22 protein-coding genes are annotated in these 26,913 nt (G+C 40.4%); 7 read left to right on the forward strand and 15 right to left on the reverse strand.

The window, feature by feature from the left end; all coding sequences use genetic code 11:
- Positions 1 to 157 precede the first annotated feature (157 nt).
- Entirely contained in the window at positions 158 to 1,258 is a 1,101-nt protein-coding gene (gene ychF, locus H4075_RS12940) for a redox-regulated ATPase YchF (protein ID WP_182801260.1), read from the forward strand.
- Positions 1,259 to 1,401: 143 nt separating this feature from the next.
- Here ychF and H4075_RS12945 read toward each other — a convergent pair whose 3' ends face one another.
- The gene (locus H4075_RS12945; RefSeq protein ID WP_182801261.1) at positions 1,402 to 1,653 is read right to left on the reverse strand and encodes a type B 50S ribosomal protein L31; all 252 of its coding nucleotides are present in this window, start codon (positions 1,651 to 1,653) and stop codon (positions 1,402 to 1,404) included.
- 396 nt (positions 1,654 to 2,049) lie between these two features.
- Between H4075_RS12945 and H4075_RS12950 the strand changes: the two genes are divergently transcribed.
- Entirely contained in the window at positions 2,050 to 2,187 is a 138-nt protein-coding gene (locus H4075_RS12950; RefSeq protein ID WP_182801262.1) for a hypothetical protein, read from the forward strand.
- A 306-nt stretch (positions 2,188 to 2,493) separates the two neighbouring features.
- On the opposite strand, the gene H4075_RS12955 is transcribed toward H4075_RS12950, so the two are convergent.
- From H4075_RS12955 to H4075_RS13020, 14 genes are all read right to left on the reverse strand, one after another.
- The gene (locus H4075_RS12955) at positions 2,494 to 2,985 is read right to left on the reverse strand and encodes a YajQ family cyclic di-GMP-binding protein (protein WP_182801263.1); all 492 of its coding nucleotides are present in this window, start codon (positions 2,983 to 2,985) and stop codon (positions 2,494 to 2,496) included.
- Positions 2,986 to 3,134: 149 nt separating this feature from the next.
- Positions 3,135 to 5,609: an outer membrane beta-barrel family protein gene (locus H4075_RS12960; RefSeq protein ID WP_182801264.1), complete on the reverse strand. Its 2,475-nt coding sequence runs from the start codon at positions 5,607 to 5,609 to the stop codon at positions 3,135 to 3,137.
- 294 nt (positions 5,610 to 5,903) lie between these two features.
- A complete protein-coding gene (locus H4075_RS12965; RefSeq protein WP_182801265.1) occupies positions 5,904 to 7,193 on the reverse strand; it encodes a prolipoprotein diacylglyceryl transferase in 1,290 nt (429 codons plus the stop codon).
- A gap of 91 nt (positions 7,194 to 7,284) precedes the next feature.
- Complete coding sequence (locus H4075_RS12970) at positions 7,285 to 8,307, reverse strand: Smr/MutS family protein (RefSeq protein WP_182801266.1); 1,023 nt, start codon at positions 8,305 to 8,307, stop codon at positions 7,285 to 7,287.
- Positions 8,308 to 8,449: 142 nt separating this feature from the next.
- Positions 8,450 to 8,917 carry a DoxX family protein gene (locus H4075_RS12975; protein WP_182801267.1) on the reverse strand — a complete coding sequence of 156 codons (468 nt, stop codon included), beginning with the start codon at positions 8,915 to 8,917 and terminating at the stop codon, positions 8,450 to 8,452.
- A 91-nt stretch (positions 8,918 to 9,008) separates the two neighbouring features.
- Complete coding sequence (locus H4075_RS12980; RefSeq protein WP_182801268.1) at positions 9,009 to 9,461, reverse strand: methylglyoxal synthase; 453 nt, start codon at positions 9,459 to 9,461, stop codon at positions 9,009 to 9,011.
- 1 nt (position 9,462) lies between these two features.
- A complete protein-coding gene (locus H4075_RS12985; RefSeq protein WP_182801269.1) occupies positions 9,463 to 11,154 on the reverse strand; it encodes an amino acid permease in 1,692 nt (563 codons plus the stop codon).
- A gap of 87 nt (positions 11,155 to 11,241) precedes the next feature.
- Positions 11,242 to 16,197 carry a PKD domain-containing protein gene (locus H4075_RS12990; protein WP_182801270.1) on the reverse strand — a complete coding sequence of 1,652 codons (4,956 nt, stop codon included), beginning with the start codon at positions 16,195 to 16,197 and terminating at the stop codon, positions 11,242 to 11,244.
- 208 nt (positions 16,198 to 16,405) lie between these two features.
- Complete coding sequence (locus tag H4075_RS12995; RefSeq protein WP_182801271.1) at positions 16,406 to 17,368, reverse strand: polyprenyl synthetase family protein; 963 nt, start codon at positions 17,366 to 17,368, stop codon at positions 16,406 to 16,408.
- A 235-nt stretch (positions 17,369 to 17,603) separates the two neighbouring features.
- Complete coding sequence (gene rnr / locus H4075_RS13000) at positions 17,604 to 19,694, reverse strand: ribonuclease R (protein ID WP_182801272.1); 2,091 nt, start codon at positions 19,692 to 19,694, stop codon at positions 17,604 to 17,606.
- A 6-nt stretch (positions 19,695 to 19,700) separates the two neighbouring features.
- Positions 19,701 to 20,777 (reverse strand): tetraacyldisaccharide 4'-kinase, encoded by a 1,077-nt coding sequence (gene lpxK / locus H4075_RS13005; protein WP_182801273.1) that lies wholly within the window; start codon positions 20,775 to 20,777, stop codon positions 19,701 to 19,703.
- Positions 20,764 to 21,336, reverse strand: coding sequence for a 5-formyltetrahydrofolate cyclo-ligase (locus tag H4075_RS13010; RefSeq protein ID WP_182801274.1), 573 nt, complete (start codon positions 21,334 to 21,336; stop codon positions 20,764 to 20,766). Before H4075_RS13010 ends, lpxK begins: the two co-directional genes overlap by 14 nt.
- Positions 21,333 to 21,881, reverse strand: a complete 549-nt coding sequence (locus H4075_RS13015; protein WP_182801275.1) for an RsmD family RNA methyltransferase — start codon at positions 21,879 to 21,881, stop codon at positions 21,333 to 21,335. Before H4075_RS13015 ends, H4075_RS13010 begins: the two co-directional genes overlap by 4 nt.
- Positions 21,869 to 22,720 carry a DUF3822 family protein gene (locus tag H4075_RS13020; RefSeq protein ID WP_182801276.1) on the reverse strand — a complete coding sequence of 284 codons (852 nt, stop codon included), beginning with the start codon at positions 22,718 to 22,720 and terminating at the stop codon, positions 21,869 to 21,871. The genes H4075_RS13015 and H4075_RS13020 overlap by 13 nt, the downstream gene beginning before the upstream one ends.
- 189 nt (positions 22,721 to 22,909) lie before the next feature.
- Between H4075_RS13020 and H4075_RS13025 the strand changes: the two genes are divergently transcribed.
- The 5 genes from H4075_RS13025 (at position 22,910) to H4075_RS13040 (ending at position 26,894) form a co-directional block, all read left to right on the forward strand.
- Entirely contained in the window at positions 22,910 to 24,268 is a 1,359-nt protein-coding gene (locus tag H4075_RS13025) for an MATE family efflux transporter (RefSeq protein ID WP_182801277.1), read from the forward strand.
- 99 nt (positions 24,269 to 24,367) lie between these two features.
- Positions 24,368 to 25,285 carry a hypothetical protein gene (locus H4075_RS13030; RefSeq protein ID WP_182801278.1) on the forward strand — a complete coding sequence of 306 codons (918 nt, stop codon included), beginning with the start codon at positions 24,368 to 24,370 and terminating at the stop codon, positions 25,283 to 25,285.
- Between the two features lie 323 nt (positions 25,286 to 25,608).
- Positions 25,609 to 26,031, forward strand: coding sequence for a hypothetical protein (locus H4075_RS13035; protein WP_182801279.1), 423 nt, complete (start codon positions 25,609 to 25,611; stop codon positions 26,029 to 26,031).
- A gap of 53 nt (positions 26,032 to 26,084) precedes the next feature.
- Complete coding sequence (locus H4075_RS21625) at positions 26,085 to 26,270, forward strand: hypothetical protein (protein ID WP_220494754.1); 186 nt, start codon at positions 26,085 to 26,087, stop codon at positions 26,268 to 26,270.
- Positions 26,271 to 26,273: 3 nt separating this feature from the next.
- On the forward strand, positions 26,274 to 26,894 hold the full coding sequence (locus tag H4075_RS13040) for a metallophosphoesterase family protein (RefSeq protein WP_255460454.1): 621 nt from the start codon (positions 26,274 to 26,276) through the stop codon (positions 26,892 to 26,894).
- Positions 26,895 to 26,913 lie beyond the last annotated feature (19 nt).

Below are 26,913 nucleotides of genomic sequence, written 5' to 3' on the forward strand. Positions count from 1 at the left end.
GGTTTCGCTGCTAAGTTTCGAAGGCTTATCTTTGCGCCTCGAAAAAAAGCAGATTAGAATTGTTGTGGTTGAAGTGTGCAACGCAAGGAACGGTGAATAGAATTAAAGGGCCGACAACAAAATCTGAAATCTAACTTCTAAAATCGTATATCGAATCATGGGTTTAAAAGCAGGTATTGTGGGTTTGCCAAACGTTGGAAAGTCGACCTTGTTCAACGCCGTAAGTAACAGCGCCAAGGCACAGGCGAGTAATTATCGTTTTTGTACCATTGAACCCAATGTTGGTTTGGTGGATGTGCCGGATGTGCGGATTGATAAACTGGCGGAACTGGTGGTGCCGGATCGAACTGTTCCAACACAGATCGAGATCGTTGATATTGCCGGTTTGGTGAAAGGTGCCAGCAAAGGTGAAGGCTTGGGTAATAAGTTTTTGGCAAATATCCGTGAAGTAGATGCGATCATTCATGTGATCCGTTGTTTTGAAGATGAAAATGTGTTGCGTGAGGAAGGTGCCATTAACCCTGTAAGCGACAAGGAAATTATTGATACCGAATTGCAGTTGAAAGATCTTGATACTGTTGAAAAGAAAATTCAACGTATCGAAAAACAGGCACGTGTTGGTGATGCAAAAGCAAAAGCTGAGCTGGAAGTCTTGCTCGCTTGTAAAGCACATTTGGAACAGGGTAAAAGCATTCGTGGTTTAGATCTGAACAGTGCTGAACTTGATCTCATCCAGGATTCTTTTTTCCTGACGCAGAAAAAAGTATTGTATGTGGCGAATGTGGATGAAGCCAGTATGCATACGGGTAATAAATATTCAGAGGCTTTGATTGCCGCTGTAAAAGATGAAGGTGCAGAAGTGATTGTGATGAACAACAGCATTGAAGCACAGATCAGCGAAATGGAAGATCCGGATGATAAGCAATTGTTCATGGATGAATATAAGATGACAGAGCCTGCATTGAATCGTTTGATCCGCACGACATACCACCTTCTTGACCTGCAAACATATTTCACGGCGGGTGTTCAGGAAGTTCGTGCATGGACCTTCCACAAAGGCTGGAAAGCGCCACAATGCGCTGGTGTGATCCATACCGATTTTGAAAAAGGCTTTATCAAAGCGGAAGTAATTGGGTACGATGACTATGTTACCTATAAAACCGAAGCTGCAGCACGTGAAGCAGGAAAATTAAGAATTGAAGGAAAGGAATACCTGGTGAAGGATGGCGATGTGATGCATTTCAGGTTTAATGTGTAATAAGACTTGCAATAAAGTTTAAAAGCGGCGCTTAAAGAGCCGCTTTTTTATTTGCCCATCATTTGTAACTGGGCGCAAAAAAATCCCCCGGAAAACCGAGGGATAACTTATTTACTGAATGGCTCTTAAAGAAACTGTTCAGCTTATGCTTTCTTAGCGTATTTTTTCTTGAATTTGTCGATACGACCAGCAGTATCCACAAGGATATTCTGACCAGTAAAGAATGGATGACTCATGCTGGAAATCTCCAGTTTAATAAGAGGGTATTCATTACCATCTTCCCATTTTACTGTTTCTTTTGACGGGGCAGTAGAACGGGTTAAAAATGAATAGCCGTTACTCATGTCTTTAAACACTACAAAACGGTAATTAGCGGGATGAAGTTCTTTTTTCATAATTCCTGGGAGTTTTCAGCACGGATTTGGCCGTGCATTTTTTTTAACGAAAGCGCAAAAGTAAAGATTCTGTACTACTGAGCCAAATGAAATTTTAGATAGATCACGGCCGTCCAAAAATAGTCGCCGGCGGCTTTCAGGCAACTCTTTTCTTTTTATTCTGAAAAAGGCAACATAAACTTAAACTTATGTACTAATGAAAGGTCTGATAAAAGCTGAAATTTGTCCGATAAAACTGGTAAATGCTCAATCGCTTTTAAATAATGATGGCCAAGACTGATTCTATAAAATTTCGATACAAAGAGTATGAAAAGCACTTTTTTTATTGTTCCTTTGTCCTCCTGTGAAATCCATAAGGTTCAATATCCGGATTATTCCAACTATTAAACGAACATTATGTTGACTCACCTATTGGTAATCGGATCGATCATTTTTCTTTTTGTAAGCATTCAATGGCTTTCCCGTCGCAAGCAGGCAAAATTCCGCCAATCAGCACAACGTCAATTTCATCCAAAACAGGAAGCTGCAGCCTGAGTTTCGTCTATTTTATTCTTCTTACCTAGTTGATATAGGGGCATAAAAAAAGCACCGAATTGTTCTTTATAATCGCTTGCGCTTTTATACTTACTAACCCAGTGCTTCCGGAATCAGCAATTATCTTTTAACGGACTTTTGCTGCTCCACCACTTTCACTTTTATTGCTAAAATTTCCAGCGGCTTTGTATGTTAAAAGTAGTCTTTGATTCCTATTCGTTCCAACTTTCAGGGGGCTTTGATATGCACCAGTTAAGCACCTGGTTATCCACCGGAAACAGCCCAAAAACCTCAGTTCTGCACAGTTTATGAACGCATGTTCTCGAATTGTAAAGGAACGCCGAGATCCCAGCCTTTAGAAGCCTGGATCACTTCCTGCAGATCATCAATTTTTTTCCCCGTAACCCTAACAATATCATCGTTAATGGAAGCCTGCACCTTTAACCCGGAGTCTTTTATCAGCTTTACGATCTTTTTGGCATCCTCCTGTTTCAAGCCATTGCGCACCAGTACTTCTTTCTTAACGAGTTTACCACTCTGGAACGATTCCTTGCTTTGATCGAATGCTTCCGGTGCTATCCCCTGCTTGTGTGCACGGCTGATCAATACATCGATCAACTGCCCCATTTTCATTTCATCTTCCACCTCAATATTGATCTTAAACTCTTTCTTGTTCAAATCAATTTTCACATGACTTGCTTTAAAATCAAAACGATTGGTGATCTCCTTGGTGGTAACGTTCACCGCATTGTCCAGTGCCTGGGCATCAACTTTACTAACAATATCAAATGATGGCATAACTAAAAATTTGAAATAAGACGTACAAAATACGAAGTGTTTCAATGCAAAAATAAATGTTGTAAAATAAAAACGGTCTGTAAAAAGAAACCCCGGTAGAAACCGGGGTCGTCAATCAACATGAGAAAATATATAGAGAGAATAAAAACTTATTCAACTGATTTCACACGATTTTGTTCATCTGCTGCACCGCTTGCTTTACGACGGCCATTACCGTTGATCTTTCCTTTACTGAAACGGTAAGTGAATGTCATACCCACAGTTCTTGAATCTCTTCTTTGTTGGAAATTTGCGTGGATCAAACCATATTTGATTTCGCCTTGTCCTCTTTGTGTCCAGAGAATATCTCTAACACTTAACCGGAGCGTTCCTTTTCCTTTTAAAACTGGTTTGCTTACCCCAAAATTCAATTCACCTAAAGGCCGGATATGAAATACTCCTTCATAACCTGCAGTTCTGTAAAAACCACTGATTTCAGTTGTCCAGTCTTTTCCAAATCTGTATGAATTAGAGGCACTCAACACCATTGTTGTTCTGCCCAATGTTACGAAATCGCCATTTACTAAGCCTTCAAACTTGTTATTGTAAACATTCACATAAATATTACCGTTCCACTTTTTAATTTGTTTGAATGCACTTACTGCGATACCAAATTGTTGTTGTTTGGCTATGTTTGCACGTTTGATGTAAGATTCGTTTCTTTCTTCATTCTGTTCCAGTACTTCCTGAATAATATTATTCGTATTGGTATAATTCAATGTGGTAGTTAAGAAACCTTTATAAGTATGTGACAATTCGATGTTATGGCTGAACTGAGGTCTCAAGTTAGGGTTCCCTTGCTCGTATGTATAACGATCAATAAATTCTACAAAAGGATTTAAACTTTCATAATCAGGTCTGCGGATCCTTCTTCCATAATTCATACCGAATGAATGTTTTTCATTAACTGCATATTGAATGTATACAGTTGGAAACAGTTGTGTATAGTTTAAATTAAACGTTGTATCAAAATCAGCGAATTTTTCGTTGTCTTTATCGTAAGCATAGCCTTTAGAATAACCTTTTGCTGAAGTATTCTCTAAACGCAATCCAACTTGTGCACTGATCTTTTTGTTGATTTGCTTGCTGAAGTTGACATAAGCTGCATTGATATTTTCTTTGTACACAAAATCATTACGACGGGCTGAATCCAACTGCCTATTGTTATTGATCAAACTATCGTAACGTGCAACATTATCTGTTTCAACAAAACTTGTTTTAAATCCAGCTTCAAACTTCAATCCTTTTTTAAATGGTTGAACATAATCAACCTTTGCGCTGTAGATGTAGATGTTCTGCGGAAGATTACCATACAATGTATCAGGCATTTTAGGTTGATTTCCATTTTCATATTTATTAACCAGACTTTGAGTATTAGTTGCACTATATCTTAAGTGATCCACATCAGCAGAAATTTCTTTTCCTGTTGTATCAAATACATGTCTGAAATTAAAGTTTGTACCAAAATGTTTCCAGGTTGATGAATTATCTGCTTTACCCATTGTCTTGCTCAGTAAAGTATGATCTGGGCTAAAAATATTAATGTCACTTGTGCTGAGGAATTGACCAGGGCTATAGAAGCCATTTGCTGTAACACCCAAAGTTGTTTTCTTTGTTGCGAAAAAGTCCATCCCTACTTTACCGTTCAAGCTTCTGTTCTTATGAATCATTCTTGTCTCCTGTTCAAATAATGAAACAACTTCTTTAGTTACGGAATTTGAAAAACTACGTTGAATATCTAATTCCTGGAAAGAGTTTCTTGCATTGTAATTTCCGTTTGCAAAAAGATTCACTTTGTTTTTTCTGTAGTTAAATGTAAAGCTGTTGGTATAACGCTGGTAACGTCCTTGTGTGTAGCCGGTTGTTACACTTCCGTTATATCCAAATTGCAAAGTGCGCTTGGTTTTGATGTTGATGATACCACTGTTGCCTGCTGCATCATATTTTGCAGGAGGGTTGGTCATGATCTCAATCTGATCAAGTTGCGGACCTTGCAGGTTACGCAAATAATTGGCGAGATCTGCACCGGATAAGTAAGCTGGTTTGCCATCAATAAACACCTGCACTCCGGCTTTACCTTTCAAGCTGATGTTGCCGTCTTTATCAACGGTAATACCGGGCGACTTTTCCAATACTTCCAAAGCATTCGCTCCGGCATTTGTTGGAGAAGCATCCACGTTTACAACCAGCTTGTCGGCCTTTTGCTCAAACATGGGCCTCTTTGCTGTTACGGTTACTTCTTTCAAACCTTTTGCTTCAGGTAACAGATTGAACGATGGAACAGTGATCTCCGCCCCTTCTTTCACTTCAATTACACCACTGATCTTTTTTTGGTAACCTACGCTGGTAATGCCAAGCAGGTAAGAACCATTTTTTACAGATTCAAATGAATAAGCACCGCTTTTATCGGTGATAGCCGCTTTTACAAGCGAGCTGTCTTTGCCACGCAACAGCGACACGGTAATGCCGGAAATGGGCTTTTGGCTTTCGTCTTTTACATCGCCTTTTACACGTGAAGCTGTTTGAGCAAATGAGAAGGTGCAGGTTAGCAAGGCCGCAGTTAGGAATGCAGAAATCTTTTTCATGATGATGATAAGTTTGATGACTCGGTTTAAAATGATAAGGTTTAACAGTTGACAGTACCTGTTCTTTTCTATTACATGTCAAAATTAGGTTCTATGTTTTGCATAGTACATTGTTTTATGCTGAACGGTAATTTTAACTTATGTTCGGCAAAACAATGACATACATGTGACGGCTGACGCACAAACATGTTACAAAAAACCTCCACATTAGGGACGAGCGGAAGAAATTGGATATAGCTGGAAAAAAGAAAAGGCTTCCGGTAAGAAGCCTTTATAAATGTGAAATCAGGAAAGTTATTTGGAAGATTCGGCTTTTCGCTTCGCTACAAAATAGAGAACGATCCCTAAAATTACCAAGCCCAACGAAATAAGCTCAGCCTGTGTAGGTTGAAAAGGAAGGTCTTCATACTTTGTATTTACCCTGATCTTTTCAATAAAGAAACGCTCCAGTCCATTTAAAACAAGATAAAGGCAGAATAATCCCCCCGCCAGTTTTATGCGCCCACGGGCAAATAAAAGAATACCGAAAAGCAAAAGACACATCACGGTTTCATAAAAAGGAGTTGGGAAAACAGGCAATGGAAGATAATTGCAATGTTCAGGCTGATCGCAACCCGGAAGCTTTACGCCCATGCTGTTTACATTGTGCGGATAGGTATACGCCACCATCCAAACAGGAAGGAATGAAGGCCCTTTGAAATTTACTGATGGTACATTCTCAACTTTAAATTCACGGCCAAACTCCTGGCGGATATATGTTGTATTATTTTGTACTGCCTGTTGAAATTCACCGGGTTTTGCCAACTGAACTGTAGCGGTTGAGTCGGTTACATAAGCTGCATTAGGCACACCCCAGTCGCCATCGCCGGCAACCTGGCAACCAATCCGACCAATAGCATATGCCAGCATCAATGTTGGTCCCATGGTATCTGCAAGGTGACGTATTGAAATTCCTTTACGTTTGGCATATACAATAATGGCAATGGCAGCACAGATCAAGCCCCCGTAAAACGTTAAACCGCTGAATGATACCAAAGAACCGATTGGATCAGCCACAAATTCATCCCAGTTCTCGAGGTTATGAAACACTTTGGCCCCGGCAAATCCAAAAATGGCAGCCATTACAGTGATATCTCCTACCCTTTCATGTGGCCAAACACGTACTTTGCGTTCCTCTGGCTTGGCCGCTTTCTGTTTATTTTTTTCGTACCACTTTAACCAGGCAAAAAACACTGCAAGTGCAATACCCGCACCCCAACTGCCTTCTGATGAGAATATATATTCCTGGGGATTTACGCCATCGCCTGCATTCATGAATGCGCCAATGATCTTGTATCCCATTAAAAAACCCAGCAATGCATTCAATAGCAATTCAGTTGTTGTGGCTGGCTGACCAAACATCCGCTTTTCTTCTTTCGGAAATAAAAAGCCCTGCTTCTCTTTTCGTTGAAGCCCTTTTGTTAATACAATAGCACCTGCAATGAATGCAAGCGCCACAAAGAAGCCAAATGAATTGAGAAATCTCGCCCCTTCCCACTCCACACCAAATGCATCTTTTAAGAAATAATACAGATTAGGATACATGCTGAATATTTGAGTTGCAATGATACTTGAAAAATTTGGATTGATGCAGGGAGCTGCCTTTTACTGATGCAACCTGCAGAAAACAGCTTTATCAGTATTGAAAATAAATTTCTGTTGCGCCATAACCATACAAAGGATGGTATTGGTTCACAAACGATTTTACTTCTGATTTAAGACGGAGAATATCATGAATTTCATCCCGCAATTTTCCTTCGCCTACACCATGAATAATAATGAGTGTTGGTTGCATGTGCAAGACAGCCAGTTCATAATATTTTTCAAACTCACGCAACTGTGCCGTGAGAATTTCAAAATTGCTGAGATGTTTCCAGTCGTTGCTGATCTTTTCAATATGCAGATCAACTACCGAACGTGCCGGTGGTATATGCTGACGGGCCTGACCTGCATCGTACACTTTAAACCCGGCTGCTGATAGCTTATGCAGATCAACTTTATCAGTATGCACTTTATCGGGATAGGTTTCCATTAACAGGTAACTGAAACTTGCTTCCTGTTTTTTGAGCATTTCTTCAATTCGCTGAAACAGTTGTTTTGCTTTCATCTTGAGCGATGCTTCAAAATGATCAGCTTTCTTTTTATCAGGTGTTACCAAAGAAAATTCAAAATCAAAACGTGGTGCATCGTTCAGCTTTTCAAATTCCACATCATGAATATAAAAATCGTTGAACGGAAGAATTTCATTGCGAAGATTAAATTCACTTTCGCCGGTATAGCGTAAATGATAATCGAATTTAAAATGTGTATCAGTATTGTTCACGAGATAAATGCGGAAATATTCCACCACGTCATCATCGAAAATATCTTTATCAAACACCGGCAGAAAAGAGATCCATACCCCTTCGGCAACATTGTAACCTTTAATGGCACTACCCTTTTCTTTTTTTACATCATCTACATATTTCTTTTGTTTGGGTGGCGGTGCTTTCTTTTCGGTAAACCGTTTGAAGTATGGGAAATCAATCTGATCAGTATATACGGGGAACTGAACGCCTCCAACATCAACAGTCACCATTTTCTTGTCAATAATGTCAACCACTTCACCTTCCTCATTTGAATGCAGCAACAATACCTTATCTCCTATCTGAAATTTCATACACTACTTTTTATTTGATCTTATACACGAAGTAAACCCGAATGTTCGTATTAAGCTGCAAAAATAACCCCGGTCAACAAATCCTGTTCAAACAATCGTTGTAAGAATTTATTGCCGGGGTAATCACACCACACTGGAACCATCAGCCCCACTTATGTTTGTGAGGCCGCTCATCAGGATTTTTCCGCATCCATTCATCCACACTTAGCTTACCGCTGCCCTCTACCACAAAAAACACCAGCAGGATGAGGATAAGCACAGATAACCATAACTCTGAATGTGGTTGAAAAATACCGCCCGATATGTTTACGAAAATAATAGCGCCTAATAGAACGGGGATCTGCACCAGGCAGGCAAACCTTGTAAGTAAACCAAAGGCCACCATAAGACCACCCAGCAAATGTGCAAACACTACATAGTGTGCAAGAAGTCCGGCAGATAAAGAACCGAGAAAACCACTATTAGCAATCAAATCAACCAAGGGTTGCATGTTGTTGATGAACTGCACACCTTTTAAGGTAAGGATGATTCCCAAAACAATACGGATGAAATCGATCCATTTAGGGTGATGTGTATCGCCCCATTTTTCCATGCGTTGTACGAAATTCATAATGGCAAATTTTAAATGTGAAAGAAGCTATGCAAAAGTTACAACGGTTTTCCCGCTTTTGCAAGCCAAATTCTGCACATAAAAAAGCCTTTTACTTGATCTTACGCTTGAGATATTGACTGTAATCTTCCAGCTGAATAGTATAATCGTCGAGGATAAGCGGTGATGTAAAAATGAAATCGGCTGTTGCCCGGTCGCAGGCTGTTGGAATATTCCAGGTAACGGCTAAACGAAGCAATGCTTTTACATCGGGATCATGCGGTTGAGCTTCCATAGGATCCCAAAAGAAAATGAGGATATCAATTTTCCCTTCGGCAATCAATGCACCAATCTGTTGATCACCGCCTAATGGACCACTGAGCAATTTCGTTACCGGTCGATCGAGTTTTTCTTCGAGCAATTTACCGGTAGTGCCCGTGGCAAATAGTTCATGTTTTGATAAAGCAGTTCTGTTGAAATAAGCCCAATCAATAATATCAGTTTTTTTATGATCGTGTGCCACTAACGCAATGCGCTTGCGGACTTTCATTTTTCTTGTTGGCATACTAAACTTGTTCTGTTGCTAATTTGCTTTTGCGGTAACCATAAATAAAATAGATCACTAACCCGATTCCCATCCATACAAAAAACCAGAACCAGCTGTTCACCGGAATTTCGATCATCAGGTATAAACAACTCAATGCGCCTAATACAGGTATCAATGAATATTTCCGAATAAAAGTAAATACAGATAATACAATTGCGATTATGATAAAGAGCAGGAATAACACTTCCTGGTGATTTTCATTAAACAGGTTTGTAACCGAAGCTGTTACTCGTTCACGGAAGAGGAAGATAAAACCGGCAACGATCAATGGAAGAATAAACTGTGCATTGATATACGGCAGCTTGAATTTACCTGAACCTTCTGCACGAAGCTTGGGCAACAACAAAACACCTAAACACACCAATACAAATGCAAACAAGGTGCCGATACTTGTAAGATCCGTCATAATCGATGAAGGAAGAAACAAAGCAGGAATACCCACTAAAAATCCTGTTACAATTGTTGCAAAAGCAGGGGTCTTATATTTCTTATGTACGTTTGAAAAACGTTTTGGTAATAAACCATCACGGCTCATGGTCATCCAGATACGTGGCTGACCCAATTGAAATACTAGCAACACACTTGTTGTAGCTACCACTGCACTGATGCTGATGATATAGCCGATCCATTTCAAACCCAATTTATCAAATACATAAGCAAGAGGGTCATCAACTTTCAATTCGCTGTAATTCACCATACCGGTTAATACCAATGCAATGAGGATATAGAGGATCGTACAAATAAGCAACGCATACATCATACCTCTTGGCAAATCACGTTGCGGGTTTTCACATTCTTCTGCCGTAGTACTGATTGCATCAAAACCAATATAGGCATAGAACACAGCACTCACACCCTGCAATACACCTGTAAAACCATTCGGCATAAACGGATTCCAGTTTGCTGTATCAACATAAAAGAACCCAATAATAATAACGAAAATGATCACAATGATCTTGAACACCACCATCGCATTCGCACTCTTTTTACTTTCTTTCATACCAATATACGCCAGTGCAGTAATGAGTGCTACGATCAAAAATGCAGGAAGATTCAGAAACAATTTTGTTCCACCTAAATCAGGTGCACTGTTAAATCCATTGATGATGGTTTGCATTTCAGGAGTTGCTGCAGCACCTGTTGCTAATTGTGCATTAACAGCAGCCAATGCTTCCTTTGCAGTTGTGAGATTGGTCGTTAACCAAAACGGCAAATGAATATTTAATCCCTGTAAAAGATTATTAAAATAACTGCTCCAGCTGATAGCCACCACAATATTACCGATGGCATATTCAAGTATCAAGGCCCAGCCAATGATCCATGCAACCAATTCACCAAAACTCACATAGGCATAAGTATAGGCACTACCGCTCACGGGCACACGACTGGCAAACTCTGCATAACACAAAGCAGAAAAGCCGCAGGTAATAGCGGTGATCACAAATAACAATGAAACACCAGGACCGCCGTGAAAAGCTGCCGAACCAATAGTTGAAAAGATACCTGCACCAATAACGGCGGCAATACCAAAAAAAGTAAGATCACGTACATTCAGTATCCTGTGTAATTTACTTTCACTGCCATGTATTTCACCCTCACCATCCGGAAGTATAGCATTGATCTTTTTTTTACGAAATAACTGGTTGGCCATATTAGTTGCTTTTTGCGGTGTTCAAAATAGGGAAAAATGATGAAACACAAATTTCATTGAAAGAAAGAATAGATTTTTTTGCCGGCCTTACCTGATAATGATAACCGTTCCGCTTCGCACAAAACTTTCGCCGGTGGCATCGCAGGTGAGTTGGATGGAGTATGTAAAGCTGCCGATTGGCGCCGGATAACCTTTATAATTACCGTCCCATTTTGCTGCGGGATCGTCAACCGAAACATTTTTTCGTTCAAACACTTTGTTTCCCCAACGATCGTAGATCACAAATAATTTAATGAGCGATGCTCCATTACCCAGCACAGAGAAATAGTCATTCTTTCCATCACCGTTTGGTGTAAACGAATTAGGGATGAATATCTGGCTGCCGTTGCAGAGTATTTCAACAGTTACCGAATCGGAAGCTGAACAGTTTTTATCTGTCTTTGCTTCAACAATATAAGTGATGGTTCTGTTCGTTGAACTTACAGGCGATGGGCATTGTACACAACTCAGAAAATCAGGTGGCCGCCACATCCATGTGCTGATGTTATTACTTCCTGTGGCATTTAACTGTACGCTGTTGCCGGGAAGCGACTGCACATCGGGCCCTGCATTTACTGTTGGTCTTGGATGAACCACAACATTTATATCCAGTGTATCAGTAAAACAATTTTCAGCATCATAACCAACAACGGTATAAGTTGTTGTTGAAGTTGGTGACGCTGTTGCTGAACCTGATGATGTTGAACCAAGCCCTTGCGTATTGTTGATCCATTTATAAGATGATGCACCTGTAACAATTAACTGTGCAGATTCGCCTTCGCATATTGAATAATTATTATTTCCGGTAATGCTGATCGGCTGCACTACTCTTACGGTTACTGAATCTGTTTTCTTACAACCATATTGATTAGTTACAAGCACACGGTATGTGGTAGAAACAGAAGGTGAAGCAAATGGAGATGCAGATACTGGATCAGATAGTCCGGCAGCAAGCGACCATTGATAAGCTGTTCCACCTGCTGCAGTCAATTGAATACTGCTGCCTAAACAAACTTTTGGTTGCGTTGGCGATAGTTGAACAACGGGTAATGTATTTACCGTTAAGATATGCATCGCTGTATCTAAACAACCTTGATTGTTGACTACGAGTGTAATTGGGTAACTGCCTGCCGTAGTATAAGTTTGTGCTGATGGATTTTGCGTAGTTGCTGTTTGTCCGTTTTTAAAATCCCAGCTCCATTGTACGCCATTGGTAATCGTTGCAGCAGAAGTAAAAGTTGCAGTTTCACCTGCGCATATAGCAGATGGTGCGGTAATTGTTCCTTTGGATGATTCTTTTACAACAACTGTTTCTGTTACATCTTTTACACAACCTGAACGTGCAGTAACACGTAAAGTAACAGTATAAGTTCCAGGCGAGCTATATTGAAAAACAGGATTTGCTGTATTTGCTGTATCGGCCGCATTACCTGTACCGAAATTCCATTTATAAGAAAGGAAGTTTTGATTTTGTGCTGCACCTACGCTATACACTTCAGCATTGAAATTGATCTTTACCTGGTTACATGCCTGCAACGGAATACCCTTGATCTTAGCCGACAAACTATCAATGGTGATTTTTTCTGTTGATGGCGCAGCAACTGTGCAACCATCCGTATTTGTAATAAGAAGCGATGGTTTATAAACACCCGGCCCACGATAAGAATGCACCGCACTACTATCGGTTGATGAAAACAATTGTCCATCACCAAAATCCCATACATAATTGGTAACACCCGTTGCAGATGCATTAAAGTTGACCGGTTGTGAAGAACAGGTTTCCTTCGGATCGAATTTAATCGCAGCATCCAAGCCTTTCACTTTTACAGAATCGGTATAGGTGCCTGTTAGTCCATTGTAACCATATACATACAAAGTAACAATGTAAGTACCGGCTTTGGTATAAATATGAGATGGATAATTGACGTTGTCAGCAGTGGTACCATCGCCAAAATCCCATTTCACTCGCACGGCTCCTGCCGAAGTATTATTAAACCTTGCCATCACCGGCGGACAACTTGCATTGCCAACAAAGGAGGTATTGAAATTAAATGCCGAATTAAAATCTCTTACCACAATAATCTGCGTTGCTTCTGATGTGCAACCTGTTACCGGGTCGCTTGCTGTGAGTTTAACAGTATATGTACCTGCTGTTATAAATGTATAAGCAGGTGAATGCTGTGTGCTTGTTACACCATTACCAAAATCCCAACTGTATTGCGTGTTGTAGGTGTTAAATGTATTGCTAGTATTATTAAAATTTACAGTTGTATTCAACGGAACGTTGGTGCCGGATGTATAAAACGAAGCCTTAGGACCGTTGACCTGTACAAACCCTGTGTAATATTCGCTTGTTGAAGTACAACCCGAAGCATCGGTAACTTTCAGTGTTGGATAATAATATCCGGGGCTGGCATACGTATGCGTTACCAATCCTCCGTTTGCAGCAGCCTGGTACTGTCCATCTCCAAAATTCCATTCACGGGAAATAATAGGTGTAACACCTGCCATGTCTGATGTATCATTGAAAACAACCGGCAAATTAAAACAGTGGTTACTCACCTGCACTTCAAATTTTGCACGCACACCCCTTACCTTGTATGTTATATAATTCGTGGTATCCAAACAATTGGTAAGCTTGTTTAATAAAATAAAACGTAGTTTACTTTTTGCAGGATCAAGGTAGTCGGCTAACAAATAACCGGTCATGGGTGTAATGTCAATATCAAAATAGCGGTTAACTCCATTGTATTCGGATCCGTCTTCGTACTCAACTCGATAAATTAAATAATTATAATTTCCCAATGGTGATACCGCAAGTCCGGATACAGCATAACTGAGTTTCTCTTCAAGGCACAGATCAGACTTATTCACGGTTAGTTGTGGCTTTTTTCTGATAATGACTGTAACCTTTGCAGAATCGGTTACTGTACAACTTCCGTTTGTAACACTTAACTTGACGTAATATATTCCCGTTGCAGTATAGGTATGTTTTATTTGCGACTGGTATGTTGTGTAGTTTACGGGAGTACTGCCATCGCCAAAATCCCAGCGCCAGCCTGTTGCATTTTCCGACTTTTCGGTAAATGTTATATCTCCACCTGTTCCGCTGCAATCAGGATAAATCGAATCAAAATAAACAAAGGGTGCTTTCACTGTAATGTAGTCGATCTTAGTCATCGTATCCCTGCAATAATTATTTGTTGCAACTAAACTGATGCTGTATTTTCCTTCAGCCTTGAATTTGTAAAAAAGATCTTTCCCAAAATAAGGGTCAATGCTGATGGTTTTTTCTCCATTGATGAACCACTCACCAAAACCCGACATATTCGTTGACAAATTTTTAAACTGTGTAAGTGAGTTTCCGCATATATCCGTTCCTTGCATTGAAATGAAATCAGCAACCGGCTTCGGTAATACCTGGATATTGTTATACTGTACAGTGCCTGAACAACCGCTTACAGTTGTATAATTTAAAAAAACATTGTGTGTGCCAACTGCTGAAAACAAATATTCGGGTGTTGGGTCGGTTGAAGTACTTCCATCGGGAAAAATCCATTTATAAGTGGCAATCGGCTCACTTGAAGATGTGGTAAATTTTATTGTATACGGTATACATGAATAAAAAGGATACGTACTGGAAGAAAGTACCCTTATTTCAACCAGTGCACTGGCAACAGAAACATATTTCGATATGGTGCTGCTACAGCCTTCTGCATTACTAACTTTTAAAAACACATTGTAAGTGATATTCCTGGGATAAGTGTGAACAGGATTTTGAATAGTTGAATTAACAACCTGGTTATAATAATCGTATTCAAAAGACCAGTCCCATTTTATTGCGCCAGGGGTGGTATCTCTGAACTGCATTCTGGCAGGAGCGCCGCATTTATCAATCAACGAATCTACAAAGCCACGCAGCCACACTCCTTCTTTCAGGTTAACAGTTTTGGTTACCGAATCTTTACAGGTTCCAAAAGTATTTACCAGCTTAATATCATAACTGCCCTTTTGCGTGTAATAGTAAGACAACCCGTACAATTCATTATAAACAGATCCATCGCCCATGTACCACAACGATTGTGTTGGAGCCGGCGCACTTGAGGCTGTCAGCTGTAAAGCATTACCTGTACAGATATCGGTACCACTCAGTGTAAAATCCGATTTGAAGGAAGCAACATTTACCAGATTTTGTTTTGACTTTACTACGCTGCAACCATCTGCTGTAGTAACAGTTAATTTAACAGAATAAACGCCCTTTTGTGCAAAAACATGTTTGGGGTCTTTTTCGGCAGAAGTAGTTCCATCTCCAAAATCCCACCCGTAACTTAATACTCCCGGCCCTGCGCTTTTGTTTGTAAACTGTACTTCATCTGTAATACGGCAAAGAATGGCCTGATCAACTTCAAAGTCTGCAGTCAAGGGATCGAGCACATCAATAATATCATTCTTCACAATTGTGTTATAACAACCGTATTGATTTACCACCGTCAGACTTACTGATGCTTTTTGTTTGATCTGATAGGTGTGCGTTGTTGTGGGTGAATATGTTTGTTGTGTTGAACCATCACCGAAATCCCAGAAATAAGAATTAATGATACCATCACCCGCAATAGATGTGCTGTTGAATGTAACCGTTAGCGGAGAACATCCCTTTACACTTGAAAATGTAAAATCAGCCTGCGGCTTTTTGTACACTTTCACTTCTCTTGTTTTAGTTGAAGTCTGATTACCATCTTTAACCGTTAATGTAACAGTGTAAGAACCTTCCGTTAAAAAAACTGCTGACGGATCTTTTAACGAAGACAAATTACCGTTTCCAAAATTCCAGCTATAAACTGTGCTTGCCGAAATGCCGGTTGAGAGATTACTGAAGGAGGTTTTTAAAGGAACACAACCTTGCCCGTTTGTAATAGAGAACTCCGCATTCAGCTGTGCGTTTAATGTCAGCGAAATGAACAGGAGAAAAAAAGTAAGGATGGTTTTGGTTACTATTCCGGTCATGATTAACGGGCGGAACAATGATAGTGCAAAATGATCTGTCAGCGAAGTTTTGCTGAACCTTTTTTGCCTTTCTAAGTACATTCTTTTCAGCTGTTTTTGCAATGTCCATCAGACAAAAAAAACACTGCAAAATCAAGAACATAAATAAGTGAAGCAATTTTACACATTAGTGTGCTATTTCGGCTTGTGAGCGATGATTACCGAAAGATCAATACTCACGCTGCACTAAAAATTGAGCAAGTTGTTTTAGTGGCTCTTTTCGTTTATTCAGTACCGCAATATCTTCTAAATGCTGCATGGCTTTTTCCAAGTATTGATTTTTTAACTGCATCGCCCATTCATCCACACCTGCTGATTTAAAAATTGCAACTACCTGTTCCACTTTATCAGCAGGATTATTTTGCATCAGTTCTTTCAACTGTTTTTGTTGTGCAGCAGAAGCTGTTTCCAATGCATGGATCATTAGAAAGGTTTTTTTATTGGCTTTGATATCGCCACCAACCTGTTTACCAAACTTTACCGGATCACCAAAGCAATCAAGATAATCGTCCTGCACCTGGAAGGCGATACCGAGGTTGCGACCGAATTGATAAATGTGATCTGTATTACCAATGCTTGCTCCGCCGATCATTGCACCAAGCTTTAAACTCGCTGCTAAGAGTACCGATGTTTTTAATTCGATCATCCGTACATATTCATCGAGATGAACTGTTTCTCTCTTTTCAAAATCCATATCCATCTGCTGACCTTCCGATACTTCCAGTGCAGTTTTATTGAACAATGCAAGAATAGGTTTCACATCGCCTTCTACCCTGCCCAGATAATCGTACGACATAGTTAATGCAACATCCCCTGCAAGAATAGCGGTGTTAACTCCATGAATCGAATGCACGGTTTGTTTACCTCTGCGCAGTGGAGCTTGATCCATAATATCATCGTGGATCAACGAAAAATTATGAAACAGCTCAATGGCTGTTGCTACCTGCCAGGCATCAGACTTGATCTCATCAAACAACTCGTTGCCCATTAACACAGCAACAGGACGCACACGCTTACCACCAATGCTGAGGATATGCTGTGCCGCATCATACAACGATGCCGGTTCATTGGGAAAATGACGCTTGTTAAAATATTCTTCGAACTGCTTTAGTAATTGCTCAAACGACTGCATAGCTTTTGATCTCTGATGTATGATTTAGGATGTCTGATTTATGAACGCATGCAAGATAATGAAGTATGGTTATGATGCAACTCAGGTGTTGGTCGGTACGGTCACAGACCGTCAGACCGCTGGTTGATATTTTTTGATAAACAAAAGACTTGAAATGGTCTGACGGCCTACAGCCGTGCCGACCAATGTGCTACGCCAATCCGAAATCATACATCCTGAATCCGACATTAACCTCCTACTTCTTCCCTCTCTTCTTCTTCGGATGCTGAAACTTCGTTGGCTGCAATACTTTTTTCTCAGTAGAATCAATATGCCCCAATACCAATTCATAATCAAGTTGACGCTTTTCCAGGTTCGCTGCCACTACTTTGATCGTTACTTTATCACCCATTCTGAAACTGCGACCGCTGCGTTTACCCACCAGGCAATAATCTTCTTCCATATGTCTGAAATCATCAAAATCACTCAGCGAAAATAAACTCACCAAGCCTTCGCATTTATGTGCAACAGTTTCAACCCAGAAGCCAAACGATGCGACACCACTCACCACCCCTTCGAACTCTTCACCAAGGAACTGGCTCATGTATTCCACTTGTTTGTATTTGTTGGCAGCACGTTCGCTTTCCATAGCCGAACGTTCACGCTCACTGCAATGTTTGCATTTCGCTTCCATCTTCTTATCGATCTGTGGTTGTTTATCCAGACATTGCTGCAACACACGATGCACCAATACATCAGGATAACGACGGATGGGTGAAGTGAAATGACAGTAATGTTCAAAACCCAGACCATAGTGACCGATATTCTCAGCAGTATAAACGGCCTTGGCCATGGTGCGGATGCCCAACGCTTCCAATACATGCTGCTCAGGTTTACCATGTGCATCTTTCAGCATCTGGTTAAACGATTCGGCAATACGTTGCGGCGATGATACATCAAACGTGTGCCCGTATTTTTTAGCGAATACCATAAACGGACCAAGTTTTGCTTCATCGGGTGTATCGTGTACACGGTAAGGAAACGGAACAGGTTTCTCTTTTACCGTGATCTTACCAATAAACTCTGCCACATGTTTATTTGCCAGCAACATAAACTCTTCAATCAGCTGATGCGCTTCTTTACTTTCTTTAATGGTAATACCGATCGGTTTACGGTTTTCATCTAACACAAAACGCACTTCCTGCGAGGAGAAATTAATCGCTCCTTTTTTGAAACGCTCTTTCCGCATCTTTTGTGCAAGGGTGTTGAGCAACATAATTTCATCGCCATACAAACCCTCACCACCTGCTTCAATAATTTCCTGCACTTGCTCATAGCTGAAGCGATGATTGGAATGAATGACTGTTCTTCCCAGCCACACATCTTTGATCTCGCCTTTATCAGTCATTTGAAAAACGGCAGAGAACGTATACTTATCTTCTTTCGGACGAAGCGAACACAATTCATTCGAAATACGCTCGGGCAACATGGGCAATACACGATCAGGTAAGTACACAGATGTAGCTCTCGCATACGCTTCATCATCGAGTTTTGTTCCCGGCTCAACATAATAACTTACGTCAGCAATGTGTACACCAATCTCATATAAACCATTTGCATTTTTCTTAATGGAGAGCGCATCATCAAAATCTTTTGCATCAACAGGATCAATCGTAAACGTTAATACATCACGAAAATCCCGGCGCTTCTTTGCTTCGGCGTCACTCACACCATCAGGAAAACGTTCGGCCTGCTCCATCACTTCATCATCAAAACTTAAATTGAAACCTGCACCCAGCAAGATTTGCTTCATGGCAATATCGTTCTCAGCTTCCTGTTTCACCAGTTCAAGCACTTCACCTTCAGGTACACGTTTGGCCTTATCCCATGACGTTAGTTTCACCACTACTTTATCATTATTCACTGCGCCATTCAACTTATCTGTTGGGATAAACAGATCGGGCATTGGCCTGTCTGTCTCCGGAATAAAAAAGCTGTAATTCTTTTGGATACTGATGCGGCCAATGAATTGCGTTTGTTTCCGTTCGATGATACGGACGATCTCTCCTTCCACTCTTCCGCCGCCGCCACCACTTTTGGTGATCTGCACTTCAACTGTATCGCCATGCAGTGCAGTATTAAAATGTTGCGGACGAACAATGACATCACGTTCCATGTCCACCACAGTAACATAACCCATACCGCTTCTTGTAATATCAATAACACCACGATGACTTGCACCCGGATGTTTATGTTTGCCACCCGAAACCTTGGATGATTTATGTTTTGCAGATGAATCTTTGGATTCTTTCTGCTTCGATTCTTTGTTGATTTTCTTTTTCTTCATAGTGTTTTATTTCTTGGAGAACTGCTGAATAAAATCAATCACTGATTTTTTCAACTGCTCTTCCCTGTTAAACAAGATACGATGACGGATGGGTAAAACGAACAACGGAAGATCTTCCAGTTCTTCTTTGAACTTTACCAACCGCACCGCATCTTTCTCAGTTGTAATAATAATTTTTGCTTCGTGATCCATTTTGCTGAAACGCTTACGCACCTCTTTCAGATCATCAATACTGAAAATATGGTGATCACTGAAGGTTATTCGTTCATACGTGTAAGAGTTTGAGAGGATATGTTCTTTCAACGGTTCAATATTGGCAATACCTGTGAGTAACAAAACTTCCAGTTGCTTGTGCAGGTGATACTCCTGTTGCGGATGCAGAATATGATAAGGCACGCCGTATTCAATGGTTGAAAAGAACAATTGCTGATGTGGCAACGGGTTGATCTCTTCTTCAATTTTCTTCTGCTCAACTTCGGTTAATGCAGCCGGGCATTTGGTTACCACAATGATCTCTGCACGTTTGTAACTGCTTCGCTCATCACGCAGGTCACCGGTGGGCAAAAAGAAATCACGGGTAAAAAGATTACTGTAATCCGTCAACAAAATATTCAACCCTGCTTTAATGGCCCTGTGCTGAAAACCATCATCCAAAATGATCGCCTGTGTTTTTGGTCGGTCGTGCAACAATTGTGGTATGGCTTCCAGTCTCGATTCACCTACAGCCACTACCACATCAGGAAACTTTAAGTGAAACTGCATGGGTTCATCACCAATTTCCAATGCGTTGGTTGTATCGTTTGCCAATACATATCCTTTTGTTTTGCGTTTGTAACCACGACTGAGAGTTGCAATATTCACTTCATCTTTTAATAACCGCAGCAAATATTCTACCATTGGCGATTTGCCTGTGCCGCCCACACTCAGGTTGCCCACACAAATGATGGGCATATTCACCGATGTGGATTTGAGCACATTATTATCGTACAGTCTGTTGCGCAGCCATACAATTGCACCGTACAGCAAAGCAAACGGCACCAACAAAAAACGAATGGATTGGAATGTGAGATTAGCCAAATTCATATATGCGCTGTGGCGTAATGCAATAGTTTAAAGGTATATCAAATTGTGCACGGTCGGTGATGGTATCAATAGCTTCAAAATAACTCAATCCAACCTTCAGCACATCGGGCCGGCATTTAGACAAAAACTTATCGTAAAAACCTTTGCCGTAACCAACACGATAACCGTCTTCATCAAAGGCTAAAAGTGGAACAAACACCAGGTCGATCTGTTCTTCGCTGATAAGATTCCCGTTCACAGGTTCATGAATACCCCATTTGTTCTTCATTACATCCACCATCTCGTCATACTCAATATGGAGCAGTTCATTTTTTTCATGATCCATACGTGGTATAACGATCTTCAACTCCGGGTTACGGAATTCGAGGTAATGCAGCAAATGATCGGTTTCTATCTCCTGCTGTTCTTTAATGGCCAGGTAAGTGTGAACGTAAAAAAGATCAGGTAAAGGCAGTTGCTGAAAATGGATGAGAATAAGATCATCAAACCTGTTACGTTCTCCCACGGTGAGGCTTAACCGCTTTTCTTTAAATACTTTCCTTGCCTCTTTTTTCGTCATTCTTCTTTGGGTTTGTTTACGAAGATAGAAAAGATGGTGGTGCCGTAGTTACGTTCCGCCCTGTAAAACGGGAACTGTGTATAACTGTTGCGGGGAGTATGTTCCAATACAAACCAACCACCTTCATTCAGTAATTCATGTTTAAAGATCATCTTGGGCAGTTCATCAATAGTGCCCAAGGCATATGGCGGACCTGCAAAAATGAAATCAAACTTTTCATTGCACTGCTCAATGTATTTGAACACATCCATCTTCACCACTTTCAGATTGGTACCGAGTTTATTATTGGTCTGCTGAATGAACGCAGCCATATTGGTATCTTTTTCTACAATGGTTTGATCGGTTGCGCCACGGCTCGCCAGTTCGTAGCTGATGCTGCCCGTTCCGCCAAACAAGTCTAATGTTTTCAGACTTTCAATATCGAGATTGTTTTCAATTACATTGAACAAGCCACCTTTTGCAAGATCAGTTGTTGGTCTTGTGTAAGGCATTTTAGCCGGTGGCTGAAATGTTCGTCCGCCGAATTTTCCACTTATGATACGCATGATAAAACCTGGTCGAGTGAAGCTGATAAATGTACCGGGTGTTCTTCGGTTGCTGCCGGGAAACTAAACTGCAGTTCATCTTTCAACTGCAAATTTAAAATGTAGAGATGCAACACATCATACAAAGCCGAATGCTGATCGATCATCCCCTGCAAATAAACAGTGGTTTCTTCCTGGGTTAGATCGAGCTGTTGCATGGCGTTGAGAATATAATACAACACATCTTCGGGTGTGTGATAATTATACGACTGCAATAATAACCAGTTGCCGTTTTTCTCAACTGTTAACTGCACTTCATTAAAACGGATGGTTGCTGTTACCCTTGCTCCTCCTGCTGCTGTTTTTGTTAACAGTAAGGATTGCACATGCCACCACTCTCCTTTCGGGAAACGTTTATTTAATAACGATGCAAGATCTGCATCAACAGCGTAATGATTCACTAAGCTTTGCTGCAACACAATATCTTTCACTAATACACGGTTTGTTTGCGGACCATGCACCAGTTGTAATAATTGTTCTTTACCCGCTTCGGTGTTGAGGATAGCAGGCACCAGCACATTTAAAGGAGCATATTGCAACAAGATCACTTTCTGGTAATTGGTGTGCACCCATGTGTAAGCGGCTGCAATGGCGCTGAGCTTTTCCTCCAATTGTGCAGCGCTGATCTGTTGATCAAGTTCAAACACGATCCAACTGTTCACTTTCTTTTCCGTGGGCTGAAACGATGCAAAACCAATAAACCCGGTACCCGTTTGCACCAGAAGATAAGCTGTTGCAGTATCAACATGTTTTGCTTCGTTCGATTCAATAAATACAGATGGGTGTAACACAGTTATCATTGTTCAATTGCTGCAATAATATGAATAATACGGCTGATGCTGAAGAATCGTGCCAGATTTCAGGACAGAGTCACGGATAACACAGATCATTGCTGATAAGTACGGATTTTGTTTTCCATCTGTTCCATCCGTCCAAATCCGTGTCATCCGTGACTCTATCTTGCTTATTTTCGCCAAAAACGACATTGCTTGGAAACAGCTTTACCGAAGAATAACCTGCAACTGGAAATTACCAACCGACAAATTCTTTCCATTTCATTACCCATCAGTTTATCGCTGCTGGTACCCTTTCTTAATTTCACGGCCAATAATTTTTTCCTGAGTGGATTGGGTGAAGCTGCACTCGGCACGGCTGGTATTACCGGTGTTTATTTCCTGGTGGTGGCTGTTGTTGGCAATGGATTGAACAATGCCATTCAATCGCTCATTGCACGCAGGGCCGGTGAAAACAGGTTGGAAGAGATCGGTAAGATCTTTTCGCAGGGTGTGCGTATCGCTTTCATTTTTGCATCAATCGGTATTACACTCACTTATTTGTTCGCACCCATGATCTTTGATTATGCATTGCGTTCACAAAACATCGATTCCAGTGCGGTGAACTTTTTAAAGATCCGTGTATGGGGACTTCCCTTTCTTTATCTCTTCCAGATGGGGAATGCATTTCTGGTGGGAACGAATAACAGCCGCTACCTCATGATCGGTACGTTGTTTGAAGCAGGTGCCAATATCTTTTTTGATTACGGATTTATTTATGGTCATTTCGGATTACCTGAGCTGGGTTTTAATGGTGCGGCTTATGCATCGGTGCTGGCAGAGTTCATTGGTATGATCGTAGTGTTCCTGCTGATTTTTATTAAACGACTGCATCTGCGTTTTCATTTATTCAATTACCTGCGTTACAGTAAAGAACTCACAAAACTCATTCTGAATATTTCTGCACCATTGATCGGACAGTTTTCCATCAGTCTTATCAGTTGGCTCATCTTTTATATTTTAATTGAACATCACGGCGAACGGGCTTTGGCTATTTCAAATGTGATGCGGAATATTTTTTCACTTGCAGGTATATTCATCTGGGCCTTTGCTTCCACTACCAATGCCATGGTGAGCAATATCATTGGCCAGGGACGGAGTCATGATGTACACAAACTCATCAACCGCATTATGAAGCTGAGTTTTATTTCAGCCTTCTTTATGTTTATCCTCTTCAATGTATTTGCACATGAGTTGTTATCGGTATTTCAATTGTCGAAAGAGTTTGTTGATGCGGCGGTACCTGTGTTGCGGATTGTAACAACGGGGATGTTGTTTATGTCGATCTCTGTTGTGTGGCTCAATGCAGTAACAGGCACAGGCAATACACGTATGAACCTGATCATTGAAGCGGTGACGATTGTTGCTTATCTCGTTTATGTGTATCTCGTATTGGAAGTGTACAAACTAAGTCTGCTATGGGCATGGGCATCTGAATTAATTTACTGGAGTGTGATCTTTGTCATGGCGTTTAATTATTTGAAGAGCGGGAAGTGGAAGGGAAAGGTGATATAGTGCATAACACGAAAGAATTGACTCACACGCACTCCCTTGCTGAAAATGAATTATATCATAAATTAGAGAGTTGGCAGTAAACATATTACAGCCGAAATCATGCAAACAGGAATACTCAAAAATATTAGAACAGACAAAGGAGAAGATCAATTTCAGATTCGTTTTCTAAAGAATGAGGGCGTCGGGCTTTTGACAACAAAAAACAACACCAACTATCTTATTCTAGATAGCTTGGATTATTGGTACGACCTTATACAGAATGAATATCCCAAAAAGAAAAAATGCACTTGCAATAATGAATGGTTTAATCTTCAATTTGAATATATAATAAGACTGGGAACCGATGATTATAGAGAAATAAAAATCACAACAACTTGTACAAATTGTAATAAGACAGCAAAACCAATTTCTATCGATATAGATTATTCGCCAACAAATCATCTTTTATCAAACCCATTAAATTATTGCGAGGCTCCAAACATAAAATACAAATTCAGTGAGTTGACCAGTTATTGGTCAGGAGACAACTTAAAAGACTTTTTATTTTTTATGTTCAACGACCTCAATTTAAAAGCATATTGTTGGTTTTTTAAGTATCCGGATAACCATAGGTTTTTCGAAAAAGTAACGTTTGAAAAAGCCCTCGAAATAATAACATTTAATCATCGGTATTTGAATTTTTACTTTACGAAAGATGAAATAAATATTGACGACATTAAGAAACTTGAAGATGAAAAGGGCGTTTATATAAAAAAAGACCTTTGGAGGAAAAATGAAATCATAGAACTTTCATCTCCATTTGTCATTAGTGATTACGGACTTCTATACTACATTCATTTTTGCAATCAATTCCTTTACAAAGGCGAAGTGAAAGACAAATCAAAAGCCTTTGAAAAAGACACAACTAAATTGAAAAATTGGTTAAAAGGAAAATTTATCACCAAACGTGGAAGAAATTGCTTTGACGGCGAAGAAGCATATACCAAATTCATAACAAAACATAATTCCTTACGATAAATTCACGCAGGCTCACGTAGGCGCAAGCATCCGCTTGTGCCATCAGACTATTCATTACTATTATCAAACCAATCGTACCTATGGTACGAAAAAACACGCCACACATTTCTTCTTCCAATATGTTGTACCTGACGGCACAAAGACGAAGGAACCTCAACCAACTATATTTTCTGTTCGGCTGTTCCCTAGGAACAAACCATTGGTAGAAAAACAACAAACAGATGTACAGCGTGCCCTAGGTACGCAATCTTTTTGTATCCACAATTCCCGGCGTTACGAAATAATTTATCTTACAGCCCAATCACTACTCAGCTTCCGTTTATATGAAACGAAACCTTAGCATCTGGACAAAACTATTTATCGCTGCATTCTGTTTCGGTATTGCCATTGTTGGGTTTATGCTCAAACTACCTTCTATGTTCCGGGGAATGGATAAAGAAATGCATGCTGCCTTTTATTTTCTTGCTGCGGCTTTTTTAAACATCCTGTTTGCAAAACGAAATCTCATCATTCACGCTTTCATCTTTGGTTTCCTGTATATGTTTGGCTATGTCATTGAACTGGCGCAGGAATATTCCAACAAATTCTTTCACAAACGAATTCATGGCCGCTTTGATCCCGAAGATGTTGCATCGAACCTGCAGGGGTTGATTTACTTTTCTGCCATCTGGCTGGTGTACGTAGCAATAAGCTTCCTTTTAAAGAAATCAGCTCCTGTAAGAGAAGCATCCACAACTGCAGAATAAGAACAAACTGTGACCTGCTGTTTTTTTTCGTTCTGAATACTTAATTTCATTTCATGCAACGAAGACTCTTTTTACAGAAGATCAGTTTATTGAGTTCATCGCTCATGGCAGCGCCCTATCTCAGCTTTGGAGGAACAATACAATCAGCAACTCCAAGACTTAAGTTTATTACAGCATCCGACGGACATTGGGGACAGCCGAATACTGATTTTGAAACTTCCCATCGCAACCTCATCTAAGCGATCGGCAAAGAAGAACATGTTGACTTTGTGGTGTTCAATGGCGACCTCATACATGACAAGCCCGAGCTGATGCCGGATGTAAAAAAAGTATATGATACATTGAACGTACCTTACTATGTAGCAAGGGGTAACCACGACAGAGTAAGTCCGGAAACCTGGTTGCAGATTTGGAAACAGCCTGAAGATTTTGCATTTGTTTCGAAAGAAAAACATGGCATCATTCTGCTCAACTGTTCAAACGAAGCAGGTAAATATCTCTGTGCAAATGTTGAATACGCAAAATTAAAACTGGAAGAGTTTAAAAATTTGCCGCAGGTGTTTCTATTTGTACATATCTCACAAAACACCTGGACACAACATGGTGTTTCCTGTTCTGAATTGATGGATACGATCGCTGAATATCCAAATGTAAAAGCAACTTTTCACGGCCACGATCATGATGTAGATGGCATCATGCTTTACAAGAAAAAACCTTTCTTGTGGTCGGGTCATTTTGGAGGGAACTGGGGTAATCCCTTCCCTTCGTACCGTGTGTGTGAAGTTTCAGAAGATGGAAAGACCGTTGTTACTTATCTCAAAACAGTAAAGGATGGCACTGTTTTAAACAGGCATAACTTATGATTGATTGATCAACATCACT

This window comes from Lacibacter sediminis (assembly GCF_014168535.1).
Lineage (GTDB): Bacteria > Bacteroidota > Bacteroidia > Chitinophagales > Chitinophagaceae > Lacibacter > Lacibacter sediminis.

What these genes read in the sequence shown, in the direction of transcription:
- ychF (WP_182801260.1), top strand. Translation starts at nt 158, where the DNA reads ATGGGTTTAAAAGCAGGTATTGTGGGTTTGCCAAACGTTGGAAAGTCG.
- H4075_RS12945 (WP_182801261.1), bottom strand. Translation starts at nt 1,653, where the DNA reads ATGAAAAAAGAACTTCATCCCGCTAATTACCGTTTTGTAGTGTTTAAA.
- H4075_RS12950 (WP_182801262.1), top strand. Translation starts at nt 2,050, where the DNA reads ATGTTGACTCACCTATTGGTAATCGGATCGATCATTTTTCTTTTTGTA.
- H4075_RS12955 (WP_182801263.1), bottom strand. Translation starts at nt 2,985, where the DNA reads ATGCCATCATTTGATATTGTTAGTAAAGTTGATGCCCAGGCACTGGAC.
- H4075_RS12960 (WP_182801264.1), bottom strand. Translation starts at nt 5,609, where the DNA reads ATGAAAAAGATTTCTGCATTCCTAACTGCGGCCTTGCTAACCTGCACC.
- H4075_RS12965 (WP_182801265.1), bottom strand. Translation starts at nt 7,193, where the DNA reads ATGTATCCTAATCTGTATTATTTCTTAAAAGATGCATTTGGTGTGGAG.
- H4075_RS12970 (WP_182801266.1), bottom strand. Translation starts at nt 8,307, where the DNA reads ATGAAATTTCAGATAGGAGATAAGGTATTGTTGCTGCATTCAAATGAG.
- H4075_RS12975 (WP_182801267.1), bottom strand. Translation starts at nt 8,917, where the DNA reads ATGAATTTCGTACAACGCATGGAAAAATGGGGCGATACACATCACCCT.
- H4075_RS12980 (WP_182801268.1), bottom strand. Translation starts at nt 9,461, where the DNA reads ATGCCAACAAGAAAAATGAAAGTCCGCAAGCGCATTGCGTTAGTGGCA.
- H4075_RS12985 (WP_182801269.1), bottom strand. Translation starts at nt 11,154, where the DNA reads ATGGCCAACCAGTTATTTCGTAAAAAAAAGATCAATGCTATACTTCCG.
- H4075_RS12990 (WP_182801270.1), bottom strand. Translation starts at nt 16,197, where the DNA reads ATGACCGGAATAGTAACCAAAACCATCCTTACTTTTTTTCTCCTGTTC.
- H4075_RS12995 (WP_182801271.1), bottom strand. Translation starts at nt 17,368, where the DNA reads ATGCAGTCGTTTGAGCAATTACTAAAGCAGTTCGAAGAATATTTTAAC.
- rnr (WP_182801272.1), bottom strand. Translation starts at nt 19,694, where the DNA reads ATGAAGAAAAAGAAAATCAACAAAGAATCGAAGCAGAAAGAATCCAAA.
- lpxK (WP_182801273.1), bottom strand. Translation starts at nt 20,777, where the DNA reads ATGAATTTGGCTAATCTCACATTCCAATCCATTCGTTTTTTGTTGGTG.
- H4075_RS13010 (WP_182801274.1), bottom strand. Translation starts at nt 21,336, where the DNA reads ATGACGAAAAAAGAGGCAAGGAAAGTATTTAAAGAAAAGCGGTTAAGC.
- H4075_RS13015 (WP_182801275.1), bottom strand. Translation starts at nt 21,881, where the DNA reads ATGCGTATCATAAGTGGAAAATTCGGCGGACGAACATTTCAGCCACCG.
- H4075_RS13020 (WP_182801276.1), bottom strand. Translation starts at nt 22,720, where the DNA reads ATGATAACTGTGTTACACCCATCTGTATTTATTGAATCGAACGAAGCA.
- H4075_RS13030 (WP_182801278.1), top strand. Translation starts at nt 24,368, where the DNA reads ATGCAAACAGGAATACTCAAAAATATTAGAACAGACAAAGGAGAAGAT.
- H4075_RS13035 (WP_182801279.1), top strand. Translation starts at nt 25,609, where the DNA reads ATGAAACGAAACCTTAGCATCTGGACAAAACTATTTATCGCTGCATTC.
- H4075_RS21625 (WP_220494754.1), top strand. Translation starts at nt 26,085, where the DNA reads ATGCAACGAAGACTCTTTTTACAGAAGATCAGTTTATTGAGTTCATCG.